The organism is uncultured Flavonifractor sp., assembly GCF_944383115.1.
In the GTDB taxonomy this organism is placed as follows: Bacteria; Bacillota; Clostridia; order Oscillospirales; family Oscillospiraceae; genus Flavonifractor.
The window spans coordinates 21,872-39,611 of sequence record NZ_CALWOJ010000010.1; the positions used below are offsets into that span (position 1 = coordinate 21,872).

A 17,740-nucleotide genomic window follows, 5' to 3' on the forward strand; every position below is an offset into this window, starting at 1 on the left:
GGAATGGGTACGCGAGAATTTATTGCAAAGAATGCAGCGCAGCTGCTAAACGACGGCGATATTGTTAATTTGGGGCTGGGCATTCCGGGCCTGGTGCCCAATTATATTGCGCCGGGCAAGCACATCTATTTTCACAATGAAAATGGAAGCATTGGCCTGGCCGGAATAGCGACCCCGGAGGATGCAAACTATGATCCGGAGCTAATTGACGCATGCGCCAACTGCAGCTACTTTCAGCCGGGAGGAGTCATTATGGACAGCGCGGCCTCATTCGCCTTTGTAAGGAGCGGAAGGCTGGATGTGACCGTGCTGGGCGCAATGGAAGTGGATGAAGCGGGCAGTTTGGCAAATTGGGCCATACCCGGCAAAATGATTGCCGGCATGGGCGGAGCGATGGATCTGGTTTCCGGCGCCAAAAAAGTGATTATTGCAATGGAACACTGTTCAAAAAACGGGCGGCCAAAGATCGTAAAAGAATGTACCCTTCCGCTGACAGCCTTACATGTTTGCAAAAACATCGTCACGGAGCTGGCCATTATCAATGTACAACCAAACGGCCTTGTGCTGGCGGCCGTTGCGCCGGGAGTCTCTGTAGAAGAGGTCGTGGCCAAAACACAAGCGCATCTGATAATCCCGCCGCACATTGATACGATGGTGGCGTAACGCCTCACGGCGCAAAGACTGGGGCGCCGGAAAGAAGATGGCATCTTATGGGTGCTGACACCATAGGTGCAGCAGAAAGGGAGGATCTTATCAACATGGGACAGGAAGCAGTTATCGTTGCCTATGGCAGGTCTGCCGTTTGCAAAGCGCGGAAGGGGTCTTTTGCGCATACCCACCCGGTTGACTATGGAGCGCAGGTTCTGAACGGTGTGCTGGGGAAGGCTCCCCAGTTGGATTCCGCTGAAATTGAAGATGTAATCGTGGGCTGTGCCATGCAGACGGGACGAACCAGCATGAATATGGCTAAGCTAATTGCCCAAAGAGCGCATCTGCCTGAGCCGGTTTGCGGACAAACGATCAATCGGTTTTGCTCATCTTCGCTCCAAGCGGTGGCCACTGCCTCCAACGCTATCCTGGCGGGGCAGGGGACTGCAATGGTGGCCGGCGGAGTGGAGGATATGAGCGGGAGCTTTGCGCCGTATCCGGAGGAGCTGATGGAGCCGTGGCTGGTGCAAAACGAGCCGGGCGCTTACATGGCGATGGGGATTACGGCAGAAAATGTGGCCGCTAAATATCACGTCACACGGACCGATATGGACGTGTTTGCGGTACTGTCTCACCAAAAGGCTGCCGCGGCGCAGGCCCAGGGAAAGCTCCGGAAATCCATTATCCCTGTGACGGTAACGGACGCCCAGGGCAGAGCGATCGTTGTGGATCAGGACGAAGGAATCCGGCCGGATTCCACTGTAGAAACCTTGTCAAAACTAAAGCCGTGCTTCCTGCCGGAAACAGGAACAGTAACTGCTGCAACATCTTCACAGACGTCCGACGGCGCGGCCTTTGTTCTGCTCATGGAACGGTCGCGGGCGGAAAAGCTGGGGATTCGTCCCATCGCGCGCCTGCGGAGCTTTGCCGTGGCGGGCTGTGACGCAACCATGATGGGGCTGGGGCCCATTTATGCGGTGCCTAAGGCCTTAGAGCGGGCAAACCTTACTACGGCGGATATGGACGACATTGAGCTGAATGAGGCGTTTGCCGCCCAGGCCATTCCCTGCATGCGGGAGCTGAAGCTGTCCCCGGAGAAAGTGAATCCGTATGGCGGCGCCATTGCGCTGGGCCATCCTATGGGAGCGACTGGGGCGGTCCTGACCTGCAAGTTGTTGGACTATCTGGCTGATACGGGCGGAAAATATGGTCTGGTTACCATGTGTATTGGCGGCGGTATGGGCGCAGCGGGCGTGTTTGAAATGCTGTAAATGTTGGACACAGATCACCGTTTGTCACGTTTATGCTGGCAATCACCTGAAGTTAACTAAAAAAGAAAACCTGTAACCATTGCGGTTACAGGTTTTCTTTCTGGTTGCGGGGGAGGGATTTGAACCCTCGACCTCCGGGTTATGAGCCCGACGAGCTACCAAACTGCTCTACCCCGCGATATGGTGCCGGAGACCGGGGTCGAACCGGCACGGGATTGCTCCCACGGGATTTTAAGTCCCGGGCGTCTGCCAATTCCGCCACTCCGGCGTGGAGGGCTCCAGTCTCGCGTTTTCTGAGTGCCTAAATAGAATATCATAGTAGCTACAGTATGTCAAGTATTATTTTTGGCGGACAATCAAAAAGGAAGCGCCCGCTTGTGCAGGTGCTTCCTCTTTGGTACGGCTGAAGGGATTCGAACCCCCGACCTTTTGGTTCGTAGCCAAACACTCTATCCAACTGAGCTACAGCCGCATATCAGCGTTTTTCTGGGTCCTTCGCTGACAGCTTAATTATATTAGCACAGCTTTCTATAGAATGCAAGGGTTAATTAGAAATTTTCTGAAATATTTTTTGAGCGGCCTTATTTCTGGGGCTGCTCTGCGATGATACGTTCCAGGCACCCCATCAAATCGGCCATCGTTTCCAGACGGACTCCCATGCTCAGAATATGCTCCCGCAGATGGGCGGGCATAGAGTCGAACTGAGGCCGGATCGCCGGATCTACATACGCCATCCAATCACCTCCTCCGGCGGAACTCTATGGTCAGTATAGCCACAGAGGAGGAAAAGGATACAGCGGACATCAAAAAACGCGCCTCTATTTCAGAGACGCGGAAGTTTTGGTCTGTCCCCCGCAGGGAGCGATTGCCGCCCTGCGGGGGGACAGTGGGCAGTGCGTTGAAAGAGAGAAGAGAGGAGGAGTCATATCTTTGTTATCTCTGGTATCCTGACGCTATTTATGATACCAGATTCCGCTTCGAAGTGGTGAACCGTTTCAGAACTTACTGTGAACGATTTGTGAACGGACGAGCCTGTTACAGCAAGGTAATAAACTGACTGTTGGCCCAGCCTACCATGCCGTCCAACCGGACTACATACCAGTCCTCCCATTGGTTCAGAACGGTGAGCCTGGTACCGTCGTAGGCTTTGGCCAGGACGGCGGCGGTGGGGGAGGGCTTATCCCGTATGTTCAGGTAGCCCCAGGAGACATCCACCACGGCGGGACGAGACGGACGGGGCTCCAGGAAGGGCAGACCAAAGTATTCTGTCAGGGAGAGGACAATGTTGCGGGCAATGGCGTCCAGATTGTTCTGCACCCAGGTGGCATCGTCCGGATTATCGTGATAGCCCAGCTCCAGAAAGACGGAGGGGGCCCGCACCCGGCGTACTTCGCCGATGGAGGTGGTGGACTCCGCCCGCACTTTATTGGGAAGGGGATAGATGGTTTTCAGACCGTTGGCAATGAGCTGGGCGGCCCGCTTGCCCTGAGCAGAGCTGGGATAATAGAAGACAATGATGCCCCTGGCCTGACCGTATTGCTCCTCCGGCGCCGCGTTGGAGTGGAGGGCCAGGTGGAGATCGTAGTTCCCGGCATTGGAGGCCCGGATAGAGGACAGGGCGGTCATGTCCGGGGTGTTCCGGGAGAAGCGAATTCCCGCTGCGGTGAGGTAGGGTTCCATTGCATCGGCCAGGCGGTTCATCCATTCCTCTTCCGTACCGCCGGTTACATACAGATTGTTCTCCTGAGTGGAGGGGGAGAGGTAAATAATGGGCATAAAAATGACCTCCTTTTTGCCCATCCTATGCGCAAAAAGGAGGTCATGATTATGGACAAAGCCAAATCAGTTCAGTCGGCCCTCCAGGGCGGCCAACTCGTCGGCCAGTTTGGCGGGCAGCTTGTCGCCGAACTTCTGATAGAATGTGTGGATGCCGGCCACCTCATCCTTCCACAGAGCGGTGTCCACGCCCAGCAGACCCTTCAGAGTATCCAGATCTACCCCGGAGTCCTCCAGATCAATGTCCTCGGCATTGGGCTCATAGCCGATGGCGGTTTCCACAGCGTCGGTCTCGTTGAAGCACCGCTTCAGGATCCACTCCAGCACCCGCAGGTTGTCGCCGAAGCCGGGCCAGATGAAGTGGCCTTCGTCGTCGGTGCGGAACCAGTTGACATTGAAGATCTTGGGGGCCTTGTCGCCCAGAGTCTTGCCCATGTCCAGCCAGTGCTGCCAGTAGTCGGCCATGTGATAGCCGCAGAAGGGGAGCATGGCCATAGGATCCCGGCGAACCACGCCTACGGCGCCGGTGGCGGCGGCAGTGGTCTCCGAGGCCATGATGGAACCGACAAACACGCCGTGATCCCAGTCCCGGCTCTGATACACCAGAGGGGCGGTCTTGGCCCGGCGGCCGCCAAAGACAATGGCGGAGATGGGCACGCCGGCGGGATTCTCAAATTCAGGGGAGATGCAGGGACAGTTTTTGGCGGGAGCGGTGAAGCGAGAGTTTGGATGGGCGCCCTTCTCCGTGGAGGTCTTACCGTTCCAGGGATTGCCCTTCCAGTCAACGGCATGCTCCGGCGGATTCTTGTCCAGACCCTCCCACCACACGGTGTTGTCGTCCAGATTATGTACCACATTGGTGAAGATGGTGCCCTTTTGGGTGGTGTGCAGGGCGTTGGGGTTGGATTTCTCGTTGGTGCCGGGGGCCACGCCAAAGAAGCCGTACTCCGGGTTCATGGCCCACAGACGGCCGTCGGGCCCCACCCGCAGCCAGGCAATATCGTCGCCCACGCACCAGACCTTCCAGCCCTTCTTCCGGTAGTGTTCCGGCGGAATGAGCATGGCCAGGTTGGTCTTGCCGCAGGCGGAGGGGAAGGCGGCGGCCAGATAGCGCACCTCGCCCTGGGGATTCTCCACGCCCAGGATGAGCATATGCTCCGCCATCCAGCCCTCATCCCGGCCCAGGCAGGAGGCAATGCGCAGGGCAAAGCATTTCTTGCCCAGCAGCACGTTGCCACCGTAGCCGGAGTTGACGCTCATGATGGTGTTGTCCTCAGGGAAGTGGACGATGTAGCGATTTTCCGGATCAATATCCGCCTTGGCGTGGAGGCCTTTGACAAAGTCGTCGCCGATTACATCGGCCACAGCCTGGCCCACCCGGGTCATAATGGCCATGTTCAATACCACATAGATGGAATCGGTCAGCTCAATACCATACTTGGCAAAGGGAGAACCCACCACGCCCATCGAATAGGGAATGACGTACATGGTGCGGCCCTTCATGGCGCCGGTGTACAGCTTCTTCAACTTGGCGTACATCTCCTGGGGGTTCATCCAGTTGTTGGTGGGGCCGGCGTCCTCCTGCTTGCGGCAGCAGATAAAGGTGCGGTCTTCTACCCGGGCCACGTCGTTGACCGCGGTGCGGTGGAGATAGCAGCCGGGCAGCTTCTCCTCGTTGAGCTTCTCGATCTCGCCGGTGGCGCAGGCCTGAGCCCGCAGGTCCTCCAGCTGGGCCTCGGTGCCGTCGATCCATATGATCTGATCGGGCTGGGTCATGGCGGCCATTTGGTCGATCCAGTCCAGAACAGCGCGATTCTTTGTCAATGCCATGAGAGGGTCCCCCTTTGATTGATTACTTGGGAAAAGTGCTTTCATTTATTTTAGACGAAAATCATGAAACTTGCAAGTGCTTTTCGTCAATTCTGCAAAAAGTGCAGGTAGATGGGGGAAAATGCCGGGCAGGATGAAAGATTTGGACTCAGAAAAGCCGCCCTGTGTGGGGGAAGAGAAGGCGGCAATGTTACTCCAGCAGGTCGGGGCCGGGCAGGTCCATCTGCCGCTTACGGGCGGCGGAGAAGGCCAGCTTGTCCCCCAGGGCCTTCCGGTCGCCGGTGGCCAGCACTTCCCGGTAGGACTGGAGGTTGCCGATGAGTCGGTCCAGCACAGCCAACAGGGCGGGCTGGTTGAGGGAGAAGAGCTGAGTCCACAGGCCTACGTCCAGGGCGGCCACCCGGGTGCAGCCCCGGAAGGAGGAGCCCTCAAAGCCCTTACAGTCGAAAAGAGTGGGATCGTCACACACCGCCACGGCAATGATGTGCATGACCTGGCTGGTGTAGGCGATGAGGGCGTCGTGGGCCTGGGCGGTGGTGCGATGGACGTCCTTGCAGCCCATATAGGCGGCCAGCCGTTCCAGCAGGGTCAGATGTTCCGGGCGGCTGTTTTCCCGGGGAACCATGAGAAAGTGGGAGCCTTGGAACAGAGAGGCAAAGGCGTGTTCCACGCCGGAGAATTCGGTGCCCGCCATCGGATGGCAGCCCACAAAGTCCACCGTATCCGGCAGGCAGGCAGCCCCCTCCAGAATGGCAGACTTGACGCCGCACACGTCCCACACAAGGGCCCCCGGCTTGAACTGGTCCTTGTAGGTGTGCAGAAAGTCCAGGATGCCCTGGGGGTGAAGGGCCAGGGCCACCACATCGGCCTGGGGGATCACATCGGCGGCGTGTTCGGTGACACGGTCGCCTACGCCGTGTTCGCTGGCATAGCGCAGGGTGGGCTGAGATACGTCCACGCCTACGATCTCGTAGTCCTCGAAGCCCTTCAGGGCCAGAGCCATAGAGCCGCCGATCAAACCTAGACCCACGATAACGAGTGTTTTTTTCATGTTGCGGCCTCCTATTACAGGGCGCGGCCCACGCAGGGGGCCAGGACGCGCAGCTTGTCCATCAGGCCGGAGAACTGGGCGGGGGTGATGGACTGGGCCCCGTCGCACAGGGCGTGGGGCGGGTCGTTGTGGACCTCCACGATGAGGCCGTCGGCCCCGGCGGCCAGAGCCGCCATGCTCATCCGCTCCACCATCCAGGCCTTGCCGCAGGCATGGGAGGGGTCCACCACCACCGGCAGGTGGGAGAGCTGCTTTACCGCCAGCACCGCCGACAGGTCCAGGGTGTTGCGGGTGAAGGTCTCAAAGGTGCGGATGCCCCGCTCACACAAAATAACCTTCTCATTGCCGCCGGCCATGATGTACTCGGCGGACATGAGCCACTCCTCGATGGTGGAGGAGAGGCCCCGCTTGAGCAGGATGGGTTTGGTGGTCTTGCCCAGCTGCTTCAAAAGGTCGAAGTTCTGCATATTCCGGGCTCCTACCTGGATCACGTCCACGCACATCTCAAACATCTCCACATTGTCGGTGGACATGATCTCGGTGACGATGGGCAGACCGGTCACCGCCCGGGCCTCCTGGAGCAGCCGGATGCCGTCGTTGCCCATGCCCTGGAAGGCGTAAGGGGAGGTGCGGGGCTTGAAGGCGCCGCCCCGCAGGGCGGCTGCTCCGGCGGCCTGGACCGCCTGGGCCACGCCCACGATTTGCTCCTCGCTCTCCACTGAACAGGGCCCGGCGATGACTGCCAGCTTTTCGCCCCCCACCAGGGCGCCGCCTCCCAGGTCGATCACCGTGTCCTCCGGGTGGTACTTCCGGTTTGCTTTCTTATAGGGTTCGGTGACACGCATCACCCGGTCCACGCCGGGCAGCAGGGACAGTTTCTCCTGGTCAATGGCATCGGCGTTGCCCTCGGCACCCAGAATGGTGGTCTCGGCGCCTTTGGACACCATGACCTTGACCCCACCCTCCTCCATCGTGCGGATGGCTTTCTCCAATTCTTCCGGGGTGAATCCCCGCTTCATAATGACAACCATGCTACTGCTCCTTTCTGTAAAAAAGATCCGCATCCGCCCAAAGGCGGCTGCGGATCTTCCACTCCGATTTGGAACGAGTCCCACTCAGCCGGTTATGGGCAGGCAAAAACGCCGCTGGCAAAATAGCAGCGGTAATAGCCATATCCATGACCGGTACGCTTCAGCACGAGGGACACGCTCCTTTCTTTGACTGAGACTTTAACACTTTTTGGTGCGAAAGTCAAGAATAAAATTCTTCTTGAAATCCTACCAGTATTGTGGTATTATATCCCCAAAAACTGGGGAGGTGGCGGAATGAAAATCTCTACCAAAGGACGATATGCGCTGCGGTTGATGCTGGATGTGGCCCTTCACAGCCACGGGGCGGCGGTACCTCTGCGGGATGTGGCCCTGCGGCAGGATATTTCCGACAAATATTTGGAGCAGATCGTGACTCAGCTCTCCCGGGCGGGGTTGGTACGCTCGGTACGGGGCGCCGGAGGCGGTTACCTGCTGACCCGGGAGCCGGAGGAGTACACCGTGGGGGAGATCCTGCGGGTGCTGGAGGGGAACCTGGCCCCGGTGAGTTGTGCCGACAGCGATGATGTGTGCCGTTGCGGTCGGGCGGATAGGTGCGTTACTGTGGATGTGTGGCGGGAAATTCAGGCCGCAGTGTCCGGAGTGGTGGATCACCTGACCCTGGCCGATCTGGTACGGCGGCACCAGGAAAAGTGCCCGGATAACGGCGAGAACGCCGGCTGAATCCATGCCGGGAGAGGAGGAGATCCGGCATGGGGAGAAACGTCTGTAAACAATGTTCCGCAGATAATGAGGCCGGCGTACGTTACTGTCAGCGGTGCGGCGGGGCGCTGGAGGAGAAGCTGCCTCTGTTCTCCACGTCCAACCTCCGGTGGCTGGCAGGTATGGGGCGGAAGGATGTCAATTTTGCGCCCCTGGTTGCGTCAGAGGGGAGAGAGCAGGCCACGGTCCGGCCCAAGGTGTCGCCTCTGCCTGATGGCAGTTGGTACTGCCCCGAATGCGGCACAAAAAATGCCCCCCGCAGCATCTTCTGTTCCGGTTGCGGCAGGGATATGTAACGCATAAGCAAGCGAAGGCCCCGGATAAAACCCGGGGCCTTCGCTTGCTTATGCGTAGATGCCGGTGGAGAGGTAGCGCTCGCCGGTGTCGGGCAGAACGGCCACGATGGTCTTGCCCTGGAGGTCGGGCCGCTTGGACAGTTCCCGGGCCGCCCAGGCGGCGGCACCGGAGGAGATGCCCACCAGGACGCCCTCCGCCCGGGCCAGCTCCTTGGCGGCGGCAATGGCCTCCACGCCGGGGACGGGCAGGACCTCATCCACTACTCCCATATCCAGGGTCCCGGGGACGAAGCCGGCGCCGATGCCCTGGATCTTGTGGGGGCCGGGCTGGCCGCCGGACAGGACGGGGGACTCGGCGGGCTCCACCGCCACCACCTTGATGTTGGGATTCTGCTCCTTCAGGAACCGGCCCGCGCCGGTGATGGTGCCGCCGGAGCCCACCCCGGCCACCAGCACGTCCACTGTGCCGTCGGTATCCCGCCAGATCTCCGGGCCGGTGGTCTCATAGTGGGCCTGGGCGTTGGCGGGGTTATTGAACTGGTCGGGCATCCAGGCGGAGGGGTCGGCCTCCAGCAGCTCCCGGGCCTTAGCGATGGCGCCCGACATACCCTTGGCACCCTCGGTGAGTACCAGTTCCGCCCCCAGGGCGGACAGAAGGGAGCGGCGCTCCTGGCTCATGGTCTCGGGCATGGTGAGGACCACCCGATAGCCCCGCTGGCGGCCGATGTAGGCCAGGGCTACGCCGGTATTGCCGCTGGTGGGCTCCACAATGGTGGCGCCCGGCTTGAGCAGCCCCGCCTCCTCGGCGGCCCGGATCATGTAAAGACCCGCCCGGTCCTTGGCGGAGGACAGGGGATTGAAGCTCTCCAGCTTGCCCAGAATGCCGCCGCCGGGGGCGAAATGCTCCAGGCGGAGCAGGGGGGTATTGCCAATCAGTTCGGGAATGGAATGGGCGATCTTCATAAGGTACAGCCTCCCAGTACGTTTCTCAGGTTGGTATCAGCATACCACATAAATCCCACAAATTCAATAGGAATTTTGGGCAACAAACAAGGCCCGCCGGAGGGCGGGCCTTGTTTTATCATTGATGCAATCAGAACATGGGGACGACGGCGCTGGGCCAGGTCTCTTCCATATAAGCCTTGACCTCGTCGCTCTTGAGGGCATCCACCAGGGCCTGGATGGCGGGGTCCTCCTCCCGGCCTTCCTTGACCACCAGCACGTTCACATAGGCCTGTGCGGCTTCGCCGTCAGTGGACTCCACGGCCAGAGCATCGGCGGCGTTCAGGCCGGCCTGGAGAGCGTAGTTACCGTTGATGACGGCCAGATCCAGGCTGTCCAGAGAGCGGGGCAGCTGAGCGGCTTCCAGCTCCTGAATGTCCAGGTTCTTGGGATTCTCGGCGATGTCCAGCTTGGTGGCGGTGAGGCCAGCGCCTTCCTTCAGGGTGATCAGACCCTCCTGCTGGAGGAGCAGCAGGGCGCGGCCCTCGTTGGTGGGGTCGTTGGGCACGCCGATGACGGCGCCGTCGGGCAGGTCGGCCAGGGAGGTGGTCTTGCCGGCGTAGATGCCGAAGGGCTCGTAGTGCAGGTCGGCCACGCTCACCAGGTGGGTGCCGTTCTGCTCGTTAAAGTCGTTGAGATAGGTGATGTGCTGGAAGTAGTTGGCGTCCACCTGGCCATCCTCTGTGACCATGTTGGGCTGGATGTAGTCGGTGAACTCCTCGATCTCCAGAGTGATGCCCTGCTCAGCCAGGACTTCCTTGGCCACCTTCAGAATCTCGGCGTGGGGCGTGGGGGAGGCGGCCACACGGATGACAGTGCCCTCGGGCACGGAGGAGGTTTCGGTGGAACCGGCGGGGGTGGTGGAGTCTACCGGGGTGGTCTCGGTGTTGTTGGCGGGGGTGTTGGCGGAACCGGAGTTGCCGCCGCCACAGCCGGCCAGCAGGCCGAAGGACAGAGCGCCGGCCAGGAGCAGAGAGACAAGTTTCTTCATGGTGCATTTCTCCTTTTCATGATACAGGTGTGACCCAAAAGCGAACACAAAAAAACGCCCTTGAAACAACTTCAAGGACGAGAGCTTTCGCTTCGTGGTACCACCTTGTTTCACCTCTGCCTCACGACAGGGGCCTTATGGAGTACTGACATACTCCTGCGCGCTGACGGGCGCACCCGTCGCAGCCTATACCATACGGTAGTCGGTGCGCCGCTCCGAGACCATCTTCACTGAAACCTTCCGTGCCCGTTCCCACCATACCGGGCTCTCTGCGACGTATCTTTCCAGTTACTCTTCTCTTCATTGCGTTTGAGGGGCGTATTCAGTTTTCGCTGGGTTGGACTTAGTTTACAACCCAATTATCATTCTGTCAAGCGGTCAGGTTGCACAAAAAAGTATGCGTGTAAACCTTACAGTTTACACGCATACGAAAATTACCGCATACCGTTGGGGATGCTTTTATTCTTATTCTCTTTGATCTTTCCCAGGGTCTCCTTTTTGGAGCGCCGTTTACCACCTTTGTCGGTGATGCGGTGGTCCAGGCTGACGGCGATTTTGGTGCCGATGGTCTGGAATACCTGTACCAGGATTACGATAAGGACCACGGCCACAAACATGACGCCGTAATTATATTTGTTATAGCCGTAGTTGATGGCGATCTTGCCCAGGCCGCCGCCGCCGATAAAGCCGGCCATAGAGCCGTAGCCCAGGATGGTGATGAGGGCGGTGACAAAGCCGGCCACCAGGCCGGGTTTGCTCTCAGGCAGGATCACCTTCCAGATGATCTGGAAGGGGGTGCAGCCCATAGACTGGGCCGCCTCAATGACACCCTTGTCCACCTCCCGCAGGGAGGTCTCCACCAGACGGGCCACAAAGGGCGCGGCGGCTACCACCAGAGGCAGAATGGCGGCGGGGGTGCCGATGGAGGTGCCGATCAGCGGCTTGAACACCGGCAGCAGCATCATCATCAGGATCAAAAACGGCACGGAACGCAGGATGTTGATGACAATGTTGATAAACTTCATCAGAGGGCCGGGAAGAGGACGCACGCCCTCCTTCTCGCCGGCCACCAGGATCACGCCCAGGATCAGACCCAACAGGCAGGCCAGCACGGTGGCCGCCGCCGTGGAGTAGAGGGTTTCCCAGATGCCGTTCAACATCTCCTGCTGCATGGCGGGCTCGGTGAGGGCGGCCATCATCTGGTTCAAAAACTTATCCATGATAGTCGGGCACCTCCTCCACACTGACGTCCTGCTGGGCGCGGAGATAGTTCATGGCCTTGGCGGCCTCGCTCTTGTCCTCCGGCAGGCCCAACAGCATGGAGCCGAAAGCCTTGCCGTTCACGTTGCGGGTGTCGGCGCCCAGAATGTTCACCTTGACTCCGCAGTCGATGGCCAGGGAGGCGATGAGCGGTTCATAGGAAGAACCGCCGTTGAATACCACCCGCACCACGCTGGCCACGGGGAACTGGTCGATACGGGCCCCCTCGGGAAACACCAGCCTGCGGCCGGCCTCGGTCTTGGGGTTGGAGAAAACCTCCTCCACTGTGCCGGTCTCCACCATGTGGCCGTGGTCCAGAATGGCCACATGGGTGCAGATCTCCTCCACCACCGCCATCTCATGGGTGATGACCACCACGGTAATGCCCAGGCGCCTGTTGATGTCCTGGATCAGTTTCAGGATGGACCGGGTGGTGGTGGGGTCCAGAGCAGAAGTGGCCTCGTCACACAGCAGCACCTTGGGGTTGGAGGCCAGGGCCCGGGCGATGGCGATGCGCTGCTTCTGACCGCCGGAGAGCTGGGCGGGGTAGGCATTGGCCTTGTCGGGCAGGCCCACAATATCCAGGTACTCCAGGGCCCGCTTTTTAGCCTCGGCAGCCGGGACGCCGGCGATCTCCATGGGGAAGCAGATGTTCTTCAGGCAGGTGCGCTGCATCAGCAGGTTGAACTGCTGGAAGATCATGCTGATGGATCGGCGGGTTTGCCGCAGACGGGCGGGGGAGAGGTCCATCAGGTTCTCCCCGTCGATGAGGACCTCTCCCTGGGTGGGCCGCTCCAGCAGATTGATGCAGCGCACCAGAGTGGACTTGCCCGCGCCGCTCATGCCCACGATGCCAAAGATATCCCCATCCCCAATGGTCAGGTTGATATCTGACAGGGCTTCAAAGTCCCCGTCCGCCGTGGGAAAGACCTTGGACAGGTGTTTCAGTTCGATCACAGGTCTGTTCTCCTTCGTCTCATTTGTATGTAATACCTCCGGTTTTGACAAAACACCGGGATGTTTGTATCAAGAATATTCTATGACAACCGGGACGGGCTGTCAAGGCGTTTCGGCCTGGAGCGCCGGGCAGGAAAAAAGCCGGGCCATTGGCCCGGCTTTTTTGGGTAACAAATCAGTCGGTCACGAAGGGCAGCAGCGCGATCTGACGGGCGCGCTTGATGGCCTCGGTGAGCTGACGCTGGTGCATGGCGCAGGTGCCGGTGGTGCGGCGGGGCAGGATCTTGCTCCGCTCGGACAGGAACCGACGCAGCTTCACAGCGTCCTTATAGTCGATATGCTCCACCTTGTCCACACAGAAGGTGCAGACCTTACGGCGCTTGCGGCCGCGGGGGCGCTCTCTATCCATAGCCATAACTGGTAAACCTCCCTTGTTCCGGGCCTGGAGCCCGGCTTGTTTCATGATGCGGCATCCGCCGCTGTGTTTCAATTAAAAGGGCAGCTCGCCGTCGTCCTCAGTGAGTTCGGCAAACTGGTCGCCGCCGGCAGGGGCGGAATAGCCGCCGCCGACAGGGGCCGCGGGGGGCGCATAGCCGCCGGGCGCGCCGTAACCGCCGGAGGGCGCGCCGTAGCTGCCGCCTTCGGCGTCCCGCTTGGAGTCGCCAAAATACACGTTGTCGGCTACCACCTCGGCGCTGGTGCGCTTATTGCCGTCCCGGTCCGTCCAGTCACGCATCTGGAGCCGGCCCTCCACCACGGCCATACGGCCCTTGGTGAGAAAGCGGGAGACAAATTCCGCCGTCTGGCGCCAGGCCACCACGTCAATCCAGTCGGTGGCCTTTTCACCGGTGGTTTTGTCCTTGAAGTCCCGGTCTACCGCCAGCCGGAAGGAGGCCACGGGGGTCCCAGTCTGGGTGTGGCGCAGCTCGGGATCACGGGCCAGACGGCCCATGAGAATGATACGGTTCAGCACGACGCTTCCCCCTCCTTACTCGTCCTTGCAGACGATCAGGGAGCGCATCACGCCGTCAGTGATCCGCAGGATACGATCCAGCTCACGGGGGAACTCGGGCTTGGAGCTGAAGGTCATCAGCACATAGTAGCCCTCGTTCAGGTCGTTGATGGGATAGGCCAGGTGGCGCTTGCCCCACTCGTCGACCTCAGCCAGGGTGCCGTTCTGCTCCACCAGAGCCTTGAACTTTTCCACCATGGCAGCAGTGGCCTCCTCGCCCAGGTTGGGATCGAGAATGTAGACCACCTCGTAGTTACCGCTGAGTTTTGCCATTTTCTTTGCACCTCCTTATGGACATATGGCCCCCGCCTCCGGCAGGGGCAAGGATGGCCTGTTTGAAACAAGCTATATCATTATATAGGAATTTTGGGAATTGTCAAGGCTTTTTCATGAGGAAAAATGAGAATTTCAGCGTTGTGAGAGTATGGAGTGGTTCCTTCGGCGGAGGACTCCATTTTTTTATTTTTTTCCTTGGGTGTACGCAAACATCCAACTATAAGGGGGTGGGACGTAAGGGTGAGGAGGGAGATGCGTGAACAAGGAACGGGACCGGCTGCTAAAGCAGATGGAAAAATTGGCCCGGTGCAAAGCCAACGATGCAGTCAAACTGGCCTTCCTGGACGGCAGCCGTCTGGAAGAGGTGGATGGGTTGGATCTGACGCCCCTCACCGGATTCAAATGCAGCGACAAGGGCGGCGTGGAGATCCAGCTGGTGGATCGGCTGGCGGCCCTCAGATTGCTGGTGGAACTCTCCGACGGACAGGAGAGCCAACAGGCGGCGGAGTTTTTCCAGGCCTGGGAGCGGAAGGCCGGCCAAGGGGAGCGGGAGGAGTCATGAAGTTCCGGGCGTTTTCTCCCAAACAGAGACAAGTGCTGACCTGGTGGTGCGACCCGGCGGTACGGGATCGGGAGGCCATTATCTGCGATGGGGCAGTGCGCAGCGGCAAGACCCTGTGCATGGGTTTGTCCTTCTTCTGCTGGGCCATGCGGACCTTCCGGGGACAGGCCTTCGGCCTGTGCGGGAAAACCGTCACCGGCCTGCGGCGCAATCTGCTGGGCGGATTGCTGCCGGTGCTGCGGGAACTGGGGTTCCACTGGGAAGAAAAGGTCTCCAAGAACCTGCTCACCGTCCGCTTCGGCGGCAGGGAGAACACCTTTTACCTCTTCGGCGGCAAGGACGAGGGGAGCGCCGCCCTGATTCAGGGCATTACCCTGGCGGGGGTGCTGCTGGACGAGGTGGCCCTCATGCCCCGGTCCTTCGTGGAACAGGCCTGCGCGCGCTGTTCCGTGGAGGGGAGCAGGATGTGGTTCTCCTGCAACCCGGAGGGGCCGGAGCATTGGTTTTACAAGGAGTGGATCCAAAAGAAGGAGGAACACAATGCCCTCTACCTCCACTTTACCATGCAGGACAATCCGGCCCTCTCCCCCAGGGTTATCCGGCGCTATGCCCGCAACTTCAGCGGTGCGTTCTACCGCCGGTTTGTGCTGGGCGAGTGGGTGGCGGCCGAGGGACGGGTGTACGACTTTTTTGACGAGAGCTATGTGAAAAGCGCACCCCAGGGAGAGATGGAGCAGTGGTGCATCTCCTGCGACTACGGCACGGTCAATCCCGCGTCCTTCGGCCTGTGGGGCCTGCGGGAGGGAATATGGTACCGGATAAACGAATTTTACTACGACTCCAGGCAGCAGGGACGGCAGAAAACCGACGGAGAATATGCCCGTGATCTGGAGCAGCTGGCGGGAGGAAGGACCATCCGGAGGGTGGTCATCGACCCCTCCGCCGCCAGCTTCATCGAGACCCTGCGGAGAAAGGGATGGCCGGTGGAAAAGGCGGACAACGACGTACTGGCCGGCATCCGTACCACCGCCGAACTGCTGCGGCAGGGAAAACTGGTCATCTGTACCCCCTGCCGGGACGCCATCCGGGAGTTTTCCCTCTACCGCTGGGATGAAAAGGCGGTGGGCGACAAGGTGATCAAAAAGCACGACCATGCAATGGATGATATCCGCTACTTTGCCGTGACGGTGGCGGCAGGGGGCGAGAAGGGATTCTTTGGCGGGTTGTGCGTGGAGCGGGGCCGGTTTTAGAACGGTCAAGGCAGCAAAGGAGTGTGATTATGGGACTGTTCCACAAGAAAAATGAGCCGGGCGGCGGGTTGGCCGTCCAGATCCGGGAGGGAGGCAGGCATCCATTCAGCGTGCTGGACGGTTATGTGCCCCTGCGGCAGGGGGAGATCGCCCTCTATCGCAGCATCCGGGAGGCGGTGCCCATTGTGGACGCCGCCATCTGGAAGCTGATCCGGCTGGCCGGAGGAGTGCAAGTGAAGTGCCAGGATCAGGCGCAGAAGGAACTGGACTGGTTCCTCCAACACGTCAATACGGGACGGGGTCAGCGGGGCATCCAGTCCTTCCTGGACTGCTATCTGGACTCTATGCTCACCTGCGGCCGGGCGGTGGGGGAGATCGTCCCTGACCGGAGGCGGCGGGACATCGCCGCCCTGCTGTGCGGAAACGTGGCCGACATCGAGATTAAAGAGGGGGACACCCCGATGGACTTCACCATCTGGGGACGGGGCGAAAATGGGGCCATGCGGGAGCTGCCCCGGCAGGAGCTGCTCCTCTTCACCCCCTTCCAGCCCGAGACCGACAGCCCCTACGGGGTGAGTTTGCTGCGGTCCATGCCCTTCCTCGCCGAGATTTTGCTGAAGATCTATCAGGCGATGGGTATGAACTGGGAGCGGATGGGCAACGTCCGCTTCGCGGTGGTATATAAGCCGGGGGACAGCCCCCTGGATCAGAGTATGGTGCAGGAGCGCAGCCGCCAGATCGCCCGGGAGTGGTCCGCCGCCATGCAGGCGGGCAAGCACGGCAATGTCCGGGACTTTGTGGCGGTAGGCGATGTGGACATCAAGGTCATCGGCGCCGACAACCAGGTGCTGGACAGCGAGGTGCCGGTGCGGCAGATCCTGGAACAGCTGGTGTCCCGCACCGGCATCCCCCCCTTCCTGCTGGGGTTGTCCTGGTCCTCCACCGAGCGAATGAGTACCCAGCAGGCCGACATGATGACCAGTGAGATCACCGCCATCCGCCGTGGACTGGAGCCGGTGGTGGAGCGGATCTGTGAGTTGTGGCTCAGACTCCACGGGTATGATCCCAAGGTGACGGTGGAGTGGAAGGATATCAACCTCCAGGACCTGGTGGAGGAGGCTCGGGCGGAGCTTTACCGCCAGCAGGCCCGGACGGTGGAGATGGACAACGAGGCCAGAGAGAAGGGAGAGACGGTATGAACATCAACAAGCAGGCGGGGGTGGATCAGGGTACCGCCCTGGATCAGAACGAGCTAGGGCTGATCAACGCCATCAGCCGCAAAAAGCTGACGGAGGAGGAGGTATACACCTTCGCCGTGCGGCTGTGCGACAACGAGGTGGATCGGGACGGGGAGCGGTTCCCGACGGAGACGCTGGAGGAGTTGGCCCCCCTCTTTGTGGGCAAGAGCGGTATTTTCGATCACCAGTGGAGCGCCGCCGGACAGACCGCCCGCATCTATCGCACCGAGCTGGTGCGGGAGGAGAGCGTTCTCACGGCGGCGGGGGACCCGCTGTGCTACCTGAAGGGTTACGCCTATATGCTGCGTACCGACAGCAACAAGGATCTGATCGCCGAGATCGAGGGCGGCATCAAAAAGGAGGTGAGCGTGGGCTGCGCGGTGGAGGAGGCCAGATGCTCCATCTGCGGAGAGAACATCCATGACAGAGGCAGGTGCGCCCATGAGAAGGGCAGGGAGTACGGCGGCAAGCTGTGCTGGGCCGATCTGGTCCACGCCACCGACGCCTAC

Annotated in this window: 19 protein-coding genes, 3 tRNA genes, 1 pseudogene and 1 other annotated feature; of the genes and pseudogenes, 8 read left to right on the plus strand and 15 right to left on the minus strand. The window is 60.2% G+C overall.

Annotated features, from left to right (window positions below):
• The first annotated feature begins 3 nt into the window (after positions 1–3).
• On the plus strand, positions 4–663 hold the full coding sequence (locus tag Q0K43_RS02370) for a 3-oxoacid CoA-transferase subunit B (protein ID WP_297288970.1): 660 nt from the start codon (positions 4–6) through the stop codon (positions 661–663).
• Between the two features lie 95 nt (positions 664–758).
• Entirely contained in the window at positions 759–1,919 is a 1,161-nt protein-coding gene (locus tag Q0K43_RS02375) for a thiolase family protein (RefSeq protein ID WP_297288971.1), read from the plus strand.
• 101 nt (positions 1,920–2,020) lie between these two features.
• Here the strand turns inward: Q0K43_RS02375 and Q0K43_RS02380 are convergent.
• From Q0K43_RS02380 to aroF, 8 genes are all read right to left on the minus strand, one after another.
• Positions 2,021–2,097 (minus strand) — tRNA-Met (locus tag Q0K43_RS02380).
• Positions 2,098–2,100: 3 nt separating this feature from the next.
• Positions 2,101–2,187 (minus strand) — tRNA-Leu (locus tag Q0K43_RS02385).
• Between the two features lie 127 nt (positions 2,188–2,314).
• Positions 2,315–2,391: transfer RNA gene (locus Q0K43_RS02390), tRNA-Arg, on the minus strand.
• 109 nt (positions 2,392–2,500) lie between these two features.
• The gene (locus tag Q0K43_RS02395) at positions 2,501–2,653 is read right to left on the minus strand and encodes a hypothetical protein (RefSeq protein ID WP_297288972.1); all 153 of its coding nucleotides are present in this window, start codon (positions 2,651–2,653) and stop codon (positions 2,501–2,503) included.
• Positions 2,654–2,954: 301 nt separating this feature from the next.
• Positions 2,955–3,695 (minus strand): N-acetylmuramoyl-L-alanine amidase, encoded by a 741-nt coding sequence (locus Q0K43_RS02400; RefSeq protein WP_297288973.1) that lies wholly within the window; start codon positions 3,693–3,695, stop codon positions 2,955–2,957.
• 66 nt (positions 3,696–3,761) lie between these two features.
• Positions 3,762–5,525: a phosphoenolpyruvate carboxykinase (GTP) gene (locus tag Q0K43_RS02405; protein ID WP_297288974.1), complete on the minus strand. Its 1,764-nt coding sequence runs from the start codon at positions 5,523–5,525 to the stop codon at positions 3,762–3,764.
• Positions 5,526–5,715: 190 nt separating this feature from the next.
• Positions 5,716–6,576 (minus strand): prephenate dehydrogenase, encoded by an 861-nt coding sequence (locus tag Q0K43_RS02410; RefSeq protein ID WP_297288975.1) that lies wholly within the window; start codon positions 6,574–6,576, stop codon positions 5,716–5,718.
• Positions 6,577–6,590: 14 nt separating this feature from the next.
• On the minus strand, positions 6,591–7,607 hold the full coding sequence (gene aroF / locus Q0K43_RS02415; protein WP_297288976.1) for a 3-deoxy-7-phosphoheptulonate synthase: 1,017 nt from the start codon (positions 7,605–7,607) through the stop codon (positions 6,591–6,593).
• Between the two features lie 294 nt (positions 7,608–7,901).
• Between aroF and Q0K43_RS02420 the strand changes: the two genes are divergently transcribed.
• Both Q0K43_RS02420 and Q0K43_RS02425 read left to right on the plus strand, forming a co-directional pair.
• Positions 7,902–8,348 (plus strand): RrF2 family transcriptional regulator, encoded by a 447-nt coding sequence (locus Q0K43_RS02420; protein ID WP_297288977.1) that lies wholly within the window; start codon positions 7,902–7,904, stop codon positions 8,346–8,348.
• Between the two features lie 29 nt (positions 8,349–8,377).
• Complete coding sequence (locus tag Q0K43_RS02425; protein WP_297288978.1) at positions 8,378–8,683, plus strand: zinc-ribbon domain-containing protein; 306 nt, start codon at positions 8,378–8,380, stop codon at positions 8,681–8,683.
• A 48-nt stretch (positions 8,684–8,731) separates the two neighbouring features.
• Here Q0K43_RS02425 and cysK read toward each other — a convergent pair whose 3' ends face one another.
• From cysK to rpsF, 7 genes are all read right to left on the minus strand, one after another.
• The gene (gene cysK, locus Q0K43_RS02430; protein ID WP_297288979.1) at positions 8,732–9,646 is read right to left on the minus strand and encodes a cysteine synthase A; all 915 of its coding nucleotides are present in this window, start codon (positions 9,644–9,646) and stop codon (positions 8,732–8,734) included.
• A 130-nt stretch (positions 9,647–9,776) separates the two neighbouring features.
• A complete protein-coding gene (locus tag Q0K43_RS02435; RefSeq protein WP_297288980.1) occupies positions 9,777–10,676 on the minus strand; it encodes a MetQ/NlpA family ABC transporter substrate-binding protein in 900 nt (299 codons plus the stop codon).
• A gap of 70 nt (positions 10,677–10,746) precedes the next feature.
• Positions 10,747–10,989: a binding site (T-box leader), on the minus strand.
• Positions 10,990–11,110: 121 nt separating this feature from the next.
• Positions 11,111–11,896 carry a methionine ABC transporter permease gene (locus Q0K43_RS02440; protein ID WP_297288981.1) on the minus strand — a complete coding sequence of 262 codons (786 nt, stop codon included), beginning with the start codon at positions 11,894–11,896 and terminating at the stop codon, positions 11,111–11,113.
• Complete coding sequence (locus Q0K43_RS02445; RefSeq protein WP_297288982.1) at positions 11,889–12,893, minus strand: methionine ABC transporter ATP-binding protein; 1,005 nt, start codon at positions 12,891–12,893, stop codon at positions 11,889–11,891. Before Q0K43_RS02445 ends, Q0K43_RS02440 begins: the two co-directional genes overlap by 8 nt.
• Before the next feature lie 175 nt (positions 12,894–13,068).
• Positions 13,069–13,308, minus strand: a complete 240-nt coding sequence (rpsR, locus tag Q0K43_RS02450; RefSeq protein ID WP_007490771.1) for a 30S ribosomal protein S18 — start codon at positions 13,306–13,308, stop codon at positions 13,069–13,071.
• 75 nt (positions 13,309–13,383) lie between these two features.
• Entirely contained in the window at positions 13,384–13,866 is a 483-nt protein-coding gene (locus tag Q0K43_RS02455; protein ID WP_297288983.1) for a single-stranded DNA-binding protein, read from the minus strand.
• Between the two features lie 15 nt (positions 13,867–13,881).
• Positions 13,882–14,178: a 30S ribosomal protein S6 gene (gene rpsF / locus Q0K43_RS02460; RefSeq protein ID WP_297288984.1), complete on the minus strand. Its 297-nt coding sequence runs from the start codon at positions 14,176–14,178 to the stop codon at positions 13,882–13,884.
• Positions 14,179–14,437: 259 nt separating this feature from the next.
• Here rpsF and Q0K43_RS02465 point away from each other — a divergent pair, with 259 nt between their 5' ends.
• The 4 genes and pseudogenes from Q0K43_RS02465 to Q0K43_RS02480 all read left to right on the plus strand — a co-directional run.
• Positions 14,438–14,743: an XRE family transcriptional regulator gene (locus Q0K43_RS02465; RefSeq protein WP_297288985.1), complete on the plus strand. Its 306-nt coding sequence runs from the start codon at positions 14,438–14,440 to the stop codon at positions 14,741–14,743.
• Positions 14,740–15,993, plus strand: coding sequence for a PBSX family phage terminase large subunit (locus tag Q0K43_RS02470; RefSeq protein ID WP_297288986.1), 1,254 nt, complete (start codon positions 14,740–14,742; stop codon positions 15,991–15,993). The genes Q0K43_RS02465 and Q0K43_RS02470 overlap by 4 nt, the downstream gene beginning before the upstream one ends.
• 29 nt (positions 15,994–16,022) lie before the next feature.
• Positions 16,023–17,192, plus strand: a complete 1,170-nt coding sequence (locus Q0K43_RS02475) for a serine/threonine protein phosphatase (protein ID WP_297288987.1) — start codon at positions 16,023–16,025, stop codon at positions 17,190–17,192.
• Positions 17,189–17,740 (plus strand): annotated as a pseudogene (locus Q0K43_RS02480) (hypothetical protein); the annotation flags it as partial. The gene Q0K43_RS02475 and the pseudogene Q0K43_RS02480, both read left to right, overlap by 4 nt.